The 14,842-nt window shown below is 65.5% G+C and carries 13 protein-coding genes, 1 tRNA gene and 1 pseudogene; 9 read left to right on the forward strand and 6 right to left on the reverse strand.

The features are described 5' to 3' along the window. From ON44_RS06630 to ON44_RS06665, 8 genes and pseudogenes are all read left to right on the forward strand, one after another. Positions 1-508 (forward strand): annotated as a pseudogene (locus tag ON44_RS06630) (hypothetical protein); the annotation flags it as partial. A 22-nt stretch (positions 509-530) separates the two neighbouring features. Continuing rightward, complete coding sequence (locus tag ON44_RS06635) at positions 531-1,433, forward strand: hypothetical protein (RefSeq protein WP_040687072.1); 903 nt, start codon at positions 531-533, stop codon at positions 1,431-1,433. A gap of 50 nt (positions 1,434-1,483) precedes the next feature. Continuing rightward, complete coding sequence (locus tag ON44_RS06640) at positions 1,484-2,449, forward strand: DUF2157 domain-containing protein (protein ID WP_040687074.1); 966 nt, start codon at positions 1,484-1,486, stop codon at positions 2,447-2,449. Between the two features lie 252 nt (positions 2,450-2,701). Continuing rightward, positions 2,702-4,201, forward strand: a complete 1,500-nt coding sequence (locus ON44_RS06645; RefSeq protein WP_040687122.1) for a CoA-acylating methylmalonate-semialdehyde dehydrogenase — start codon at positions 2,702-2,704, stop codon at positions 4,199-4,201. Between the two features lie 28 nt (positions 4,202-4,229). Continuing rightward, positions 4,230-5,369, forward strand: a complete 1,140-nt coding sequence (locus tag ON44_RS06650) for an acyl-CoA dehydrogenase family protein (protein WP_040687075.1) — start codon at positions 4,230-4,232, stop codon at positions 5,367-5,369. Beyond that, positions 5,366-6,445, forward strand: coding sequence for an enoyl-CoA hydratase/isomerase family protein (locus ON44_RS06655; protein WP_040687076.1), 1,080 nt, complete (start codon positions 5,366-5,368; stop codon positions 6,443-6,445). The genes ON44_RS06650 and ON44_RS06655 overlap by 4 nt, the downstream gene beginning before the upstream one ends. Continuing rightward, positions 6,442-7,338 carry a 3-hydroxyisobutyrate dehydrogenase gene (gene mmsB, locus ON44_RS06660; protein ID WP_040687077.1) on the forward strand — a complete coding sequence of 299 codons (897 nt, stop codon included), beginning with the start codon at positions 6,442-6,444 and terminating at the stop codon, positions 7,336-7,338. The genes ON44_RS06655 and mmsB overlap by 4 nt, the downstream gene beginning before the upstream one ends. A 1-nt stretch (position 7,339) precedes the next feature. Beyond that, entirely contained in the window at positions 7,340-8,167 is an 828-nt protein-coding gene (locus tag ON44_RS06665; RefSeq protein WP_281005030.1) for an enoyl-CoA hydratase, read from the forward strand. 78 nt (positions 8,168-8,245) lie between these two features. On the opposite strand, the gene ON44_RS06670 is transcribed toward ON44_RS06665, so the two are convergent. The 3 genes from ON44_RS06670 to ON44_RS06680 all read right to left on the reverse strand — a co-directional run bounded on the left by ON44_RS06670 (position 8,246) and on the right by ON44_RS06680 (position 10,906). After that, complete coding sequence (locus ON44_RS06670) at positions 8,246-9,070, reverse strand: DUF6159 family protein (protein ID WP_040687079.1); 825 nt, start codon at positions 9,068-9,070, stop codon at positions 8,246-8,248. Between the two features lie 101 nt (positions 9,071-9,171). Further along, the gene (locus ON44_RS06675; protein WP_245567031.1) at positions 9,172-10,131 is read right to left on the reverse strand and encodes an Hsp70 family protein; all 960 of its coding nucleotides are present in this window, start codon (positions 10,129-10,131) and stop codon (positions 9,172-9,174) included. A gap of 226 nt (positions 10,132-10,357) precedes the next feature. Further along, positions 10,358-10,906 (reverse strand): MarR family winged helix-turn-helix transcriptional regulator, encoded by a 549-nt coding sequence (locus ON44_RS06680; protein WP_040687125.1) that lies wholly within the window; start codon positions 10,904-10,906, stop codon positions 10,358-10,360. 168 nt (positions 10,907-11,074) lie between these two features. Here ON44_RS06680 and ON44_RS06685 point away from each other — a divergent pair. Continuing rightward, a tRNA-Cys gene (locus ON44_RS06685) sits at positions 11,075-11,149 on the forward strand. Positions 11,150-11,215: 66 nt separating this feature from the next. On the opposite strand, the gene ON44_RS06690 is transcribed toward ON44_RS06685, so the two are convergent. The 3 genes from ON44_RS06690 to ON44_RS06700 are packed head-to-tail and all read right to left on the reverse strand — an operon-like array spanning position 11,216 to position 14,837. After that, a complete protein-coding gene (locus tag ON44_RS06690) occupies positions 11,216-12,265 on the reverse strand; it encodes an ABC transporter ATP-binding protein (RefSeq protein WP_040687081.1) in 1,050 nt (349 codons plus the stop codon). Further along, positions 12,262-13,815, reverse strand: a complete 1,554-nt coding sequence (locus ON44_RS06695) for an ABC transporter permease (protein WP_040687083.1) — start codon at positions 13,813-13,815, stop codon at positions 12,262-12,264. Before ON44_RS06695 ends, ON44_RS06690 begins: the two co-directional genes overlap by 4 nt. A gap of 2 nt (positions 13,816-13,817) precedes the next feature. Beyond that, positions 13,818-14,837, reverse strand: a complete 1,020-nt coding sequence (locus ON44_RS06700) for an iron ABC transporter substrate-binding protein (RefSeq protein ID WP_040687084.1) — start codon at positions 14,835-14,837, stop codon at positions 13,818-13,820. Positions 14,838-14,842 lie beyond the last annotated feature (5 nt).

The following is a 14,842-nucleotide window of genomic DNA, read 5'->3' on the forward strand; positions in this document are numbered from 1 at the left end:
TCCCGTCGATCCACAGACCCAGCGCGAGGTATCGCCGCCGTCGGTGGTGAACGACGGCGGGAACCTGACCGCGAATCTGTCCTCGTGGGCCGCCTCCTGGAATGACCAGGAGTTCAACCAGGGAGCGCCGAAGCCGCCGGAGAAGCAGGGGGCCCAAGTCGCGGGGGCGCAGCAGGTGCAGAAGGTGTGGGACTGGGTCGGCCAGCAGTGGTTCGAACGGCCGAAATCCGATGCGGCCCAAGGCCCGCCTGCCACGGGCACCTACGACCCGGGGACTCGCAAATACACCCTGCAGTGGACGAGCTTGATCGTTGGCGGTCCGTTCAACGGTTTCACGGGCGTCTGGCACCTCGAAGGCGTCTTCGAACCCGACGCCGCGGCACCGGGAGCACCGCCCACACCAAACGCGCCGTCGACACCGGTTTCGCCGACCGCGCCCGCAGCATTGGTCTCGCCCGCCCCGCCGGGTTCAGCGGAATCGACTTCGCCTGTGGCGCCGACACATTAGATACGAACAGGAGCACGGTCCGATGACTTCTCGCAGCACGACCCGGCCTGCGGTCGCCACTGCCATCCGGGCGGTCGCCGCACTGACCGTAATCGGTAGCGCTGTCGCGGTGACCGCATTGACGGTGCGCGATGACGATGAGGTCGCCACGGTGGTGGTCCAGCAGGAACAGCCCGCCGCGGGCCGATCTGCGGCCACCCCTGCGCCGGCATCGGCGGTGCCGCCGACATCCGCCGCACCTGCTGCCGCGCCGGCAGCCGCCGGTGCCCCCGCGGTGGCGGTTCCACTCGGCGCGGCAGGCGTTCCCGCCGCGGTCGCGATCGGTCCCGCGGGCAATGCCCCGGCATCCGGCCCCGCGGCCACGGTCCCGCTCGGTGACACTCCCGGAGCCGGACCGGCAACGTCGATCCCACTGGGCGCGGGCAGTCCGTTCGCGGCCCCCGCCGTCAATACCCAACCCGCCTGCCCGCTCGGCTGGCCCGCGCCGAAACAACAGGGCGGCCTCGCCTCGCTCATCGGCCTCGCCCCCTTGGCCGGCCCGTTTTCCTCCGAAGCCTTCGCGCTCGGCTCGGTCTATCAGCCGATACTGCAATTGGTCGGCCCGGTCCTCGCCGAAATCGCACCGGTGATAGCGCAATACCAGCCACTCATCGATCCATTGATCACTCAGGTGCAGGGTGTGGAAGCCGTTGTGCTGCAAGCAATCCTGCCCTACTACGGCCCCTATCGCGATCAGCTCATCGCCGCCGAAGGCGACCTGGCCAAGGCACTCACCCCGATCCTGACCAATATCTACAACAGCGAAATCGCCTCCTGCTTCGTGGCCTGGCAGGGCCAGATCATCGAGCAGGCCAAAGGCGGCCCGATCGAGGTCGCCTCACTCGCGTATCCCGGCACGGTGGTGGAACTCGGCCCGGATCGCTGAGTTGGCATGGAGCAGTTAACGACTGCCGATGTACCGGCCATACTCGATACATGGGGATCCAAGATCGGTCGGGGGCGGCTTTACGGCGGCTGGTCGACGAAGGCATATTGACCGAAGACCAGCGCGATGCGGTCGCGAAGGCACTGGCGGCGGAGCGGACGAAGCCCGAGTCGCCGGGCAGGCTACTCGCCGAGATCGCCGCCTATATCGGCGCTGGTTCGATGTTGGGCGGGCTCGCCCTACTACTCGCGTCTTCCTGGGATGACCTGCAGCGGACCGGCCGCATCGTCATCTTCGGGCTGGTGTCGGTCGGTCTCGCTCTCGGTGGGATCGCGCTGGCCGGTGGCATCGCCGGATTGTTCACGCGCACAACGGTTGCGCGCACATCCCGCTCGCGGCTCGCCACGGTGCTCTTCGCGCTCGCATCCGTATCGGTCGCCGTGACGGTGGGGTCGGTCTTCGAGGGCGGCAACTCCGACAATGCCTTGGTCTACGCATGCAGCGCGGGTCTTGTGGTGGCCGTACTCGGTTACTCGGCCTTGCCATCGGTCATCGGCATCTTCGCCGCGGCCTGGTACAGCGTTGTGCTGGTCCTGGTGGTGCTCGACGAGGTCTTCGATGTCGAGGAGGCCTGGGTCGGCGTCGGTCTGCTCGCCCTCGGCGGGATCTGGTTCGCGCTCACCAGGTTCGGCTTGATCGTCGAAAACTGGTCGGGATATGTCGTCGCGATCCTCATCGCGGACGCGGGTGCGGTGACCGTCGACACGAGTCCGGGGCACTGGGGGTTCGTGCCGACCGCGCTGGTAGCCGTCGTTTGTTTTGTCCTGTATGCGACGCAACGTTGCACGGTCCTGGTGATCGGCGGCAGCGCGACGGTCGCGCTCGCCGTTGGCATGGCGGTCGCCACTCGGTTCGATGGCGAAGTCGGGGTAATGGTCGCGATCGTGATTGGTAGCGCGGTGATGCTCGCCGTCGGCGCACTGCTGCTCACCCGATCCTCGAAGCCCTCCGCCTGACGTGCGGTCCATCGCTGGACCCGCACGCTGGTGCGTACCAAGGGCTGAGCTGCATGAATTTCGCCCGCCGCATTGCGCCGTCGGTGACTGCCCACTGCTCACGGAGTCCTCCGCCTGACCGCAGCCGGTCCGGCTGATTGCTCGGTGGTTGCCGTGGGATGGGTCACACTGTCTATATTTACTTGGACATCCAACTATAGGATGTCTATAGATCGCGCGATGCGCGGCGTCCACTACAAGAACAGGACTGGCATGGTTCGCGAACTCACTCACTACATCGGCGGACAGCATGTCGCCGGGGCCTCGGGCAACTTCGCCGACGTCTTCGATCCGAATACCGGCCAGGTGCAGGCGCGGGTGCCGCTGGCGAGTAAGGCCGAGGTCGATGCCGTCATCGCGAATGCGGCCGAGGCGCAACAGGTGTGGGCCGCGTTCAACCCGCAGAAGCGGGCCAGGGTGCTGATGAAGTTCCTGACGCTCGTGCAGGACGAGATGGATTCCCTTGCGGCACTGCTGTCTGCCGAACACGGCAAGACCATCCCCGACGCCAAGGGCGATATCCAGCGCGGTATCGAGGTCATCGAATTCGCGGCGGGTATTCCGCATCTGCTCAAAGGTGAGTACACCGAGAGCGCGGGCACCGGCATCGACGTCTACTCGATGCGTCAGCCGCTCGGTGTGGTCGCGGGCATTACCCCGTTCAACTTCCCGGCCATGATCCCGCTGTGGAAGGCCGGTCCGGCGCTGGCGTGTGGAAATGCCTTCGTGCTCAAGCCATCCGAGCGCGATCCCTCGGTGCCGCTGCGGCTGGCCGAGTTGTTCCTGGAGGCGGGCCTGCCCGCGGGTGTGTTCAACGTGGTCAACGGCGATAAGGAAGCGGTCGACGCGATCCTGCATTCGCCGACCGTCAAGGCCGTCGGCTTCGTCGGTTCCACCCCGATCGCGCAGTACATCTACGAGACCGCGACCGCGAACGGCAAACGCGCACAGTGCTTCGGCGGCGCCAAGAACCACGCGATCGTGATGCCCGACGCCGACCTCGACGATGTCGCCGACCAGCTCATCGGCGCGGGCTACGGCTCGGCGGGCGAGCGCTGTATGGCCATCTCGGTCGCCGTTCCGGTCGGGCAGGAGACCGCGGATCGCCTGCGCGAGAAGCTGATCGAGCGGATCGCCAAGCTGAATGTCGGGCGGTCCGACGATGCGGGCGCTGATTTCGGCCCGCTGGTCACCAAGGATGCGCTCGGCCGGGTCGAGAATTACATCCAGATCGGCGTCGATGAGGGGGCCGAGCTGGTGATCGATGGCCGCGGTCTTGTGGTCGACGGCGGTGAAGGCGGGTACTTCACCGGCGCAACGCTTTTCGACAATGTCACCCGGGAAATGCGGATCTACACCGAAGAGATCTTCGGCCCGGTGCTGTCGATCGTGCGGGCCAAGGATTACGACGAAGCGCTCGCGTTGCCCAACGAGCACGAATACGGCAACGGCGTCGCGATCTTCACCCGCGACGGCGATACCGCACGGGATTTCGCCGCCCGCGTGCAGGTCGGCATGGTCGGCATCAACGTGCCGATTCCGGTGCCGATCGCGTACCACACCTTCGGCGGTTGGAAGCGTTCCGGTTTCGGCGATCTGAACCAGCACGGTCCGGATTCGATTCGCTTCTACACCAAGACCAAGACCGTTACCCAGCGCTGGCCTTCCGGGCTCAAGGACAGCAACCACTTCGTCATTCCGACGATGGACTGAATAGCCCACGGACGGGAGGTCGACGATCGTGTTCGCACTGAATGACGACGAGCGCGCCATTACCGAAATGGCGCGCGACTTCGCCGACGAATACCTCGCCCCGAACGCCCTGGAATGGGATGAGCAGAAGCACTTTCCAGTGGATGTGCTCCGCAAGGCGGGTTCGCTCGGCATGGGTGGTATCTATATCGGCGAGGATGTGGGCGGCTCCGGACTGCGCAGGCTCGATGCCGTGCGCATTTTCGAACAACTGGCCACCGGCTGCCCTGCCATCGCGGCGTATATCTCCATCCACAACATGGTTGCGTGGATGATCGACAACTACGGCAATGCCGAGCAGCGCAACCATTGGCTGCCCCGGCTGACCTCGATGGAATGGCTCGGCAGCTACGCGCTCACCGAGCCGGGCGTCGGATCGGATGCGGCGGCTCTGAGCACCAAGGCCGTTCGCGACGGTGACGACTACTTGCTCACCGGGGTAAAGCAATTCATCTCCGGCGCGGGCAGCACCGATGTATACGTCATCATGGCGCGCACCGGTGATGCGGGTGCGCACGGGATTTCGGCATTCATCGTTCCGGCCGATACCCCGGGAATTTCCTTCGGCGCCAACGAGAAGAAGATGGGTTGGAATGCCCAGCCCACTCGTCAGGTGATTCTCGACAACGCCAGGGTGCCCGCCGCCAATATGCTCGGCGTCGAGGGCAATGGCTTCCGCATTGCCATGAACGGGCTCAACGGCGGCCGACTCAATATCGCCGCCTGCTCGTTGGGCGGCGGCCAGGCGGCGCTCGAGAAATCCGTGGCGTACCTGGCCCAGCGCAAGGCATTCAACAGCCGACTGCTGGACAATCCGGCACTGCAATTCCAGCTCGCGGATATGCGTACCTCGCTGGAGGCGGCGCGGACCCTGCTGTGGCGGGCCGCCGCCGCACTGGATGCGGATGCCGACGACAAAGTCGAATTGTGCGCCATGGCAAAGCGATTCACGACCGACGCCGGATTCGAGGTCGCGAACAAGGCGCTGCAGATGCACGGCGGCTACGGATATCTGGCCGAATACGGCGTGGAAAAGATCGTCCGCGATCTGCGGGTGCACCAGATTCTGGAGGGCACCAACGAAATCATGCGGGTGGTCGTCGCCCGCTCGGTGGTAGGAGCAGCATGACGGAATCCGAAGTTCTCATCGATAAGCGCGACGGACTCGGTCTGATCACGCTGAACCGGCCCAAGGCCATCAACGCGCTGAATCATCCAATGGCCCTTGCCATTTCCGCCGCTCTGCAGGTATGGGCGAATGACGACGAGGTGCGCACCGTCGTCGTCACCGGCGCGGGGGAGCGCGGGCTCTGCGCGGGCGGCGATATCGTCGCCATCCACCGTGACGCGATCGCATTGAATGGTGGCTCCCCGGCCGGTGCCGCCAATGCGGATTCGGCCACCGGCGTGTTCTGGCGCGACGAGTACATCCTCAACGCCCTGATCGGCCGCTACCCGAAGCCGTATGTGGTGGTCATGGACGGCATCGTGATGGGCGGCGGCGTCGGTCTTTCCGGCCACGGCAGCCACCGGATCGTCACCGAGCGCTCCAAGATCGGCATGCCAGAGGTCGGCATCGGCTTCATTCCGGATGTCGGTGGCACCTACCTGCTCGCCCGCACGCCGGGTGAAATCGGCACGCACGTCGCACTGACCACCGCGCGGATGAGCGCCGGTGACGCCATTGCCGCGGGATTCGCCGATTACTACGTGGCCTCGGAACATATTCCGGCACTGCTGGAAACGCTGCGGACCGAGTCCGCCGAGATCGCCATCGCCAAATTCGCCACGGATGCACCGGAATCCGAGCTGGTCGCCCAGCAGGACTGGATCGATGCCTGCTACAGCGCCGATACCGTCGAGGAGATCGTCGATCGGTTGCGCACGCACGGCTCGCCGGAGGCTGCCAAGGCGGCGACCGAACTGCTCGCCAAATCGCCTGTGGCACTCAAGGTGACGTTGCGTTCGCTGCGTGCGGCCCGTGCCGCGAAGAGCCTCGAGGCGGTGCTGAACGAGGAGTACCGGGTGTCCATCGCCTCGCTGGCCTCGCACGACCTGGTCGAAGGCATCCGCGCGCAGGTGATCGATAAGGACCGCAACCCGCAGTGGTCGCCCGCGACGCTCGCCGACGTCACCGCCGGACAGGTCGACGCGTACTTCGTCGAATTGAGCGATAAGGAACTGGGTTTGGAGGCAAGCAAGTGACGAAGAAGATCGGTTTCCTCGGCCTCGGCCATATGGGCGGCCCGATGGCCGCGAATCTGGTCCAGGCCGGATATGACGTGCTCGCCTTCGATCCGGTCCCCGCCGCACAGGAGCAGGCACGCAAAGACGGTGCCACCGTGGTGGATTCGGCCGCCGCGGCCGCTGTCGGCCGCGATGTCGTGATCACCATGCTGCCCAATGGCAAGCTTGTCCTCGACGTCTACGCCGATCTGCTCTCCGCCGCGGATCCGGGCACCCTGTTCATCGACTGCTCCACCATCGATGTCGCCGACGCCAAGGCGGCGGCCGCCCGCGCTGTCGATGCGGGTCATCGCGCGCTGGACGCTCCGGTCTCCGGTGGTGTCGCGGGTGCCGCGGCGGGCACGCTGACCTTCATGGTCGGCGGCACCGAGGCCGACTTCGCCGATGCGCTCGACGTGCTCGAGGTGATGGGCGGCAAGGTTGTGCACTGCGGTGGCTCCGGCGTCGGCCAAGCCGCGAAGATCTGCAACAACATGCTGCTCGGCATCTCGATGATCGGCCTTTCCGAGGCCCTGGTGCTCGGCGAGAAACTGGGCCTGAGTCACCAGTCGTTCTTCGATGTGGTCTCGACCGCATCCGGTCAGAGTTGGGCGCTCACCAGCTACTGTCCGGTCCCCGGGCCCGTGCCGACCAGCCCGGCCAACAATGACTACCAGCCCGGTTTCGCCACCGCTTTGATGACGAAGGACCTGGGTCTGGCCGCGAACGCTCTGCGCGATAACGACGTCGACGGTCAGCTCGGCGTGCTGGCCGCCGAGATCTACACCCGGTTCAACCAGTCGCAGGCGGGTAAGGACTTCTCCGCTATCGTCACCGATATCCGTGACCGTTCCGATCAAGAGGGTGTCTAAGATGACCGCATCGCGAAGCGATTCCATGGGGGGTGGTGGCCGGGTGACGGGTGGGCCCGACTTCGAGACGATTCTGCTGGAGCGCAAGGGCCGGGTCGGCTGGATCACGCTGAACCGCCCGAAGGCGCTGAACGCGCTTAACGCGCAGGTCCTCGACGATGTCATCGCCGCGCTCGACGAACTCGAGCACGATGACGCGATCGGCGCCATCGTCATCACCGGTTCGGAGCGGGCCTTCGCGGCCGGTGCCGATATCAAGGAGATGCAGCCCAAGTCGTACATGGACATGTTCATGAACGACTACTTCGCCCGCTGGGACCGGCTGGCGCAGTTCCGCAAGCCCACCATCGCCGCCGTCGCCGGTTACGCCCTCGGCGGTGGCTGTGAGCTGGCCATGATCTGCGACATCCTGCTCGCCGCCGACAACGCGAAATTCGGTCAGCCCGAAATCAAGCTCGGCGTCATCCCGGGCATCGGCGGCTCACAGCGCCTGACCCGGGCCATCGGCAAGGCCAAGGCCATGGACCTGGTGCTCACCGGCCGCAATATGGATGCCGAGGAGGCCGAGCGCGCCGGCCTCGTATCCCGCATCGTGCCCGCCGCCGAACTGCTCGACACCGCACTCGAGGTGGCCGAAACCATCGCCTCGATGTCGCTGCCGGTCACCATGATCGCCAAGGAAGCCGTGAACCGCTCCTTCGAAACCACCCTCGCCGAGGGCCTGCGCTTCGAACGCCGAGTCTTCCACTCGCTCTTCGCAATCGACGATCAGAAGGAAGGTATGAGCGCCTTCGTCGAGAAGCGTCCGGCGAAGTTCACCAACCACTGACGGTATCCGAGCAAGCACCGTGCCCGGCCGAGTGAATCTCGGCCGGGCACAGGTGTATTCGGGCGCGGATGTATTCGATCAGCGGCGGCCACGTCGCCGGAACGACTGCGACAGATCCGCTGTGGCGAACGCGACCGGCGCACTGCCATCAACGCTGTACCGGTACAGCGCGGTCTGGTAGATGCCCGACAGCGCGGATACGACGACCCCGGTCGCCACGAGCCATGCAATGCCGAGCGCGATCACCGCCAGCCCGGCTACCGCACCCGTGCCGAGCATCAGGAATCCGATGAACATCACCAGAATGCCCGGCAGTGCGAACAGTAAGCCGAACAATCCGAGCCCGGCATTGCCGACCAGATTCTCCCCCCAGGTCCGCTTCAATGCCGCCGACGAATCCTTCACCGCCGCAACCACATTACGATCCTCCAGCACGATCTTGGGCAATACCAAGAACGTCACCACCTGCCATGCCGTCCCAGCGATAGCGGCCAAGATCATCCCGAGAAACGGAACCCGATCCTGCAGCCACCGCAATGCCTGCGACACCGTCGCCGAAATCGCCGCCCACACCAGAATCTGCGGCGACCGCGCCCCCGCCGCCCGCAGCCCCTCGGCCACACTGGGGTCCCCACCCTGCAACGCAACATTCGCCTGCGAGATCAACGCCGCATTGAAGAAAATCGTGATGAACGCAGAGACCAGATACATCAGTCCGAACAGCACATAGGTCATCGTCGACGACTTGTGCCAGGCATCATTGGCAATGATCGGCACAATGAATGTCGCGGCCACCAGGACACTCGCGACTGCCGACAACACCGGAAAAACCGCCAATTCTTTACGCGACTTCAGTACCGCAGCCGACGTCTTGAACATCTGCCACGAGGTTGCGAACGCCATACTTACCTCCGGAATCACCCGATCGATTGCGTCCACAATTCGTCAAGCCCCCTAAGAACCCCTTGCCAACTCCTTAAAGGGCGACCGTGACCGTCAGCGGTTCAGTTGAAGGACGTCGCCGGGATTCCCGCGACTTCGACGGGAGTCGGGGCGTTGACACCATCCGGTGGCTGGGCGGCGGTGTGGTCCATGACGAGCAGTCCGGCGATGGTCGCGCCCAACGCGATCGTAACCGCAACGGCGGCAACGAGTTTGCGGCGACCGGTGGTGGTCGGCACCAGTGAACCGGTCAGCGCTCCGCTGCGTAAGCGCGCCATGCGCACATCGCCGTCGGGACGCTCCGCGGCAAGCAATACCGCCCCGCGAGCCGAGACGTATTCGGGCTCCTCGTCGTAGATGACCGGGAGTTCGATCATTTCGGACAATTCTTCGCGGATATCGGGGTTGCGGGTGCAGCCGCCCAGCAAGATCAGAGCTTCCGGTTGGACGCCCGTTTCCTCGATGAGTTGGCGGACGAACGAGGTGGAGTGGTGGATGCCCGCGGCGCAGAGTTCGGCGAGGTCGCTGCGGGTGACCACGGCGCGTCCGCCGGAACTGGTGTCCTTGGCGGTGATTACCCGAGTGCTGCTCAGTTCTTCGCGGTGCCTGCGGCTGGTCAATTTGTCGGTGAGCACGCCGCCGCGGGCCAATTGCCAGCGCAGCAGTGCGTCGTAGCCGTCGCCGCCGAGTACGGTGCTGCGTTTGCTGGACAGGATGGTGTCGGTGCGGCAGTCGGCGTGGGTGATGGTCAGGCCGGAGCTGCCGAGGTCGTAGAGGATGACCGAGCCGGTGGTCGGCAGGCGGCCGGTGAAGCGCAGGTAGCGCAGCTGGGCCAGCGGTTCGTCGACGATGGTGAGCCGGGTGCGGCCCGCAGCAGTGCGGATGGCGTCGGTGTGCAGCGGGCAGCGGCAGGTCACGGCGGTTCTGGTGATGAGCTCGTCGCGTCGGTCGGCGGCCGCGCGCATCTGGCGGATCGCCTCGAAGACCGGTTCCTCGACCCCACCACCCGCCCGACGCGGCACCTGGCATCGATCGATCGGGGGAGATGCGGCTGATCGGAATGCGTCAGCATCGCGCGGGCGCCACCAGCGCCCGCCGATACCCCCAAGACCAGCACCATGGATTCCATGGTGGACCCTTTCGCCTCCGCTGCCAAGAAGACGGGGCGGGAAATTCGCTAGTTGGATGCCAGACCGTTACCGCGCGGTCGTCCGCGCAGTGTAAAGACCGACCGGTTCGGCTTTTTGGTTACTGCTCGTGCGCCGACCATCGGGCTGGTTCGTCGCCGGTGTCGAAGTCTCCTGCGGCATGGCGAAATTCCGCGAGCAACTGCAGCAGAGTATGCAGCCGATCCGGCGGAAGGCCGGGAATCGCGAAGACTTTCGCGTTGAGTTCCTCGGTCGCCTCGGCGACCAATTCCCTTCCGGCGGAGGTGATTTCGATCAGGGTGGCACGTCGATCGCTGGGGTGCGGCACCCGCTCGACGAGCTTGGCCGCTTCGAGTCGATCGACGGTATTCGTCACGCTGGTCGGGTGCACCTGCAGTCGTGCACTGGCCTTCGCCATGGGCAGTGCACCCGTCTTGCTGAAAGCAAGCAGCATGAGAAGTTCATATCGAGAGAATGTCAGGCCGGTCGGTTTCAGGGCCTCGTCCACCCGAGCCATCACGATTTGCTGGGCGCGAACCAGTGAGGTCACCGCCGCCATTCCGTCGGCGACATCGCCCCAGCCGTGGCCGACCCATTGACGATGGGCTTCCTCGATCGGATCAACCGGAAGTGGACGTGGCCGCGACATGACCTTGATCATTCCATGTTCCGCAGCCGCTCCGGCTCTTCTCCCGATCGGTGGGCACCGCAAAAGTTGCATTCCGACCGGTGGCCGAGGTTCGAGCGTCATCGGTTCAGATCACCCTGAGTGCAACCGTGGGCAATTCGATCGGTCGACGGCAGTATTCATGGCGAGGCGGGCGTGGCTGAGTGGTTGAGGCAACGGTCTGCAAAGCCGTTTACGCGGGTTCAATTCCCGCCGCTCGCTCCAAGTAAGGGTGCGCGCCATGGGCGCCCGGTCCGGTGACACGCCACCGCCGGGCCGGGTGTCCGTGGTTCAGGCCGCTTGGAAGGCCACAGCGTTGCCGAGCACCTCTAGATGGACGCGCTGGCCCGCGGCAGGCGCCGCGACGCTGGCACGGCGCACTCGCACCGGATCGACATCGCCGTCCAGCGCGATGGTGAGCATCACATCGGCCCCGCGGAACTGCGCATCGCGCACGACTCCGCTGTTCGGTTCACTCTCCGAAACCACCTGCGCCACAAGTTGTTCCGGACGAATCATGATCGTCGCCGGTCCCTTCGGCGCGGACTTCTGCACCGGAACCCGGCCGAGCGCGCATTTGGCCACATCGCCCTCGACCACCGCGTCGAGCAGCACACAATCGCCGAGGAATTTGGCGGTGAACAGATCGGTGGGCGCGGCGTAGACCTCTTCCGGCGTGCCGACCTGGGTGAATACCCCCTCGCGCATGACGGCGACCTGTTCGGCGAAGCAGAGCGCCTCTTCTTGGTCGTGAGTGACCAGGATGCTTGTCATGCCCGCCGCGCGCAGCGTCTCGGCCACGGCCTGCCTGGTAGTGGCCCGCAGTCCGGCATCGAGTGCGCTGAACGGCTCGTCCAGCAGCATCAACCGCGGTTTGCGGGCAAGAGCGCGCGCGAGTGCGACGCGCTGCTGCTGGCCGCCGGAGAGCTGATGGGGGCGTCGGTCGGCATAGGACGGATCGAGCGAGACCATCTCCAGTAGTTCGTTCACCCGATTCCGGCCGCTGCGCAGCCCGCAGAATCCGCTGCGCAGGCCGTAGGCGATATTCTGGCCGACGGTCAGATGCGGAAACAGCGCACCGTCTTGCGCGACGTAACCGACATTGCGTCGCTGTGGCGGCACCGAAAACCGGTCGCGGGTCACGGTTTCCGCGCCGATCGCGACCGAACCGGCATCCGGCGTCTCGAATCCTGCGATCACCCGCAGCAGCGTGGTCTTACCGCAACCCGACGAGCCGACGACCGCGGTCGAACTACCGTTCGGCACTTCGAGACTGATTCCGCCGAGTACGCGGTGCTGGCCGAATGTCTTCGAAACGTCCGCCACGACAAGCCGACTCATACTCCGGCCGCCTTCCTGGATTGGGTGAACAACAGATACGTCACCGGCACCGCCGCGACGATCATGATGAGCGCATACGGCGCGGCCGCGGCATAGTCCAATTCGCCCGACAGCGACCAGAATCGCATCGCCAGTGTGCGAGTTCCGCTGGGCGCCAAGAGCAATGTCGCGGTCAATTCGGTCGCGACCGCGACGAATACCAGCGCACCGGCGGATGCCGCGGCGGGCGCGGTCAACCGCAGCGTGACGCGCAGGAAGGTGACCGACCCCGACTGACCGAGCGAGCGCGACACTTCCTCCAGCCCGACCGGCACCTGCGCCAGCCCGGCGCGCACGCTGACCAGCGCCCGCGGCAGAAACATCAGTACATAGGCGGCCACGACCATGGTCACCGTCTGATAGAGCGGCGGCGCCCACCGAATGGTGACGGTCACCATTGCCAGCGCGATCACGATGCCGGGCAGCGAACTCGTAATGTAATTGGCGCCCTCCACCATTCGGGCGAAGGCCGATGTCGAGCGCACCGCGATCCAGGCTACCGGGAACGCGCACAGCGTGGTGAGCAGCGCGGCCATCGCCGCGAGGGCGATGGTCTGTCCGAGCGCCGTTCCGATCTCGGTGTAATCCCAGACCTGTGCACCGCCGATGCGCAGCCAGCGCACGATGGTCCACGTCGGCACGCCGATCGAGCCGACGACCACTGCGGTCAAGGCAACCAGAACCGGAATCGTGCTGGGCCCCAATGCAATCCGGGTAGACGCCCGAGGCGCACCGCTGCCGATCCTGGCGTAACGCGCCTTACCGCGCGCCCCCGCCTCGGCCGCGAGCAACACCAGACAGCACAGCACCAGCACGCCGGCCAGCATGCTGCCCGCCGGACCGGCGAAACTGGATTGATACTGCTCGAAGATCGCGGTCGTGAAGGTGTCGAACCGGATCATCACGAACGCGCCGTATTCGGCGAGTAGATGTAGGGAGATGAGCAGTCCGCCGCCGAGAATCGCCAATCGCAACTGCGGCAGGACGATTCGGGTGAAGACCGCGACCGGACCGGAACCCAGCGCACGCGCCGATTCCTCCACCGCCGGATCGAGACGGCGCAGTGTGGCCGCCGCGGGCAGATACACCAGCGGGAAATACGACATGGTGGAGATCACCACACCCGCCGACAGCCCGTGCATGGTCGGGAAGACACTGACCCAGCCGTAGCTGTTCACGAACGCGGGCACGGCGAGCGGTGCCGCGAATACCGGCCCCCACCACGCCGCGCCCGGTACATTCGTCCGCTCCACCACCCAGGCCAGCCCGACCCCCAGCACCACACAGATCGGGACGGTGATGATCACCAGCCCGACCGTATTGCGCAGCAGGTCACCGACTCTCGGGCGGAAAACCAATTCGGCCGCCTCGTGCAGACCGGTGGAGAAGACGGTGGACACGATGTAGCCGAGCGGCACGAACGTCGCCGCCACCAACAGCAGCGCGACGGTCGTGACGAGTGGCCCGGGTCTTCCGATCCGGGGTGCGGCGACAGCGGTCCGGACGGCCATGACTAGAGCAGACCCGCCTCGGTCATCAGCGCCGTCACCTTCTTGGCATCGAGCTTGCTCGGGTCGACGGCCGGCGCCTGCAGCGAGGCCAGCGGCGGCAGCGCCGGATTGGCCGCGACATCACTGGCGACCGGGTACTCCAACGAGGTGCCGTCGCGCAGGATCTCCTGTCCGGCCTTGGCGGTGATGAACTCCAGGAACTTCTGCGCCGACTCCTGCTTCTTGCTCGACTTCAGTACGCCGCCACCGGAAACCGAGACGAACGCGCCCGGATCCTGATTCTTGAAGTAGTGCAGCGCGGTGTGGCTGCTGCTCTCCTTGGTGTTGGCCTGGTCGCGGTACCAGTAGTAGTGGTAGATCACGCCGCCGTCGGGCTGACCGGAGTCGACCGCCTTCATGGTGGCGACATTGTTCGGGAATGCGGTGGCGTTGTCCTTCATGCCCTTGAGCCAGGCCTTGGTGGCGTCCTCACCCTTGAGCGCGAGCAGGGCCGCCACGATGGCCTGGAAGTCGGCGCCGGAAACGCCCGCGCCCCAGCGGCCCTTCCACTGCGGCTGCGCCAGATCGAGCAGCGATGCGGGCAGCTGATCGGCCGCGATCTTGTCTTTGTTGTAGACGAAAACCGTTGAGCGGGCGGCGATTCCGGTCCACTTCCCGGTGGACGGGCGGAACTGCGCGGGCACCTGGTCCAGGGTCTTCTTATCGACATCGGCGAATAATCCGGCGTTCTCTACCAGGGCCATGGCGGGAGAGTTCTCGGTGAGGAAGACATCGGCGGGTGAGGCCGCGCCCTCGGCGACCAGCTGGTTGCCCAGTGCGGTGTCACCGCCCTGGCGCAGCGTGACCTTGATGCCGGTCTCCTTGGTGAACGCGTCCACCCATTCCTTGGTCAGGGATTCATGCTGGGCGTTGTAGACGGTGATCTCGTTCTTGTCGTCCGAGGAATTCGAACAGGCCGTCACGCCGAGCGCCGCGACAGCGACGGCCAGCGCTGCGGAGATCGCTTTCCATCTGATCGACATGTTCG

The sequence above is a fragment of the Nocardia vinacea NBRC 16497 genome (genome assembly GCF_000308835.1).
GTDB classification, from domain to species: Bacteria; Actinomycetota; Actinomycetes; order Mycobacteriales; family Mycobacteriaceae; genus Nocardia; species Nocardia vinacea.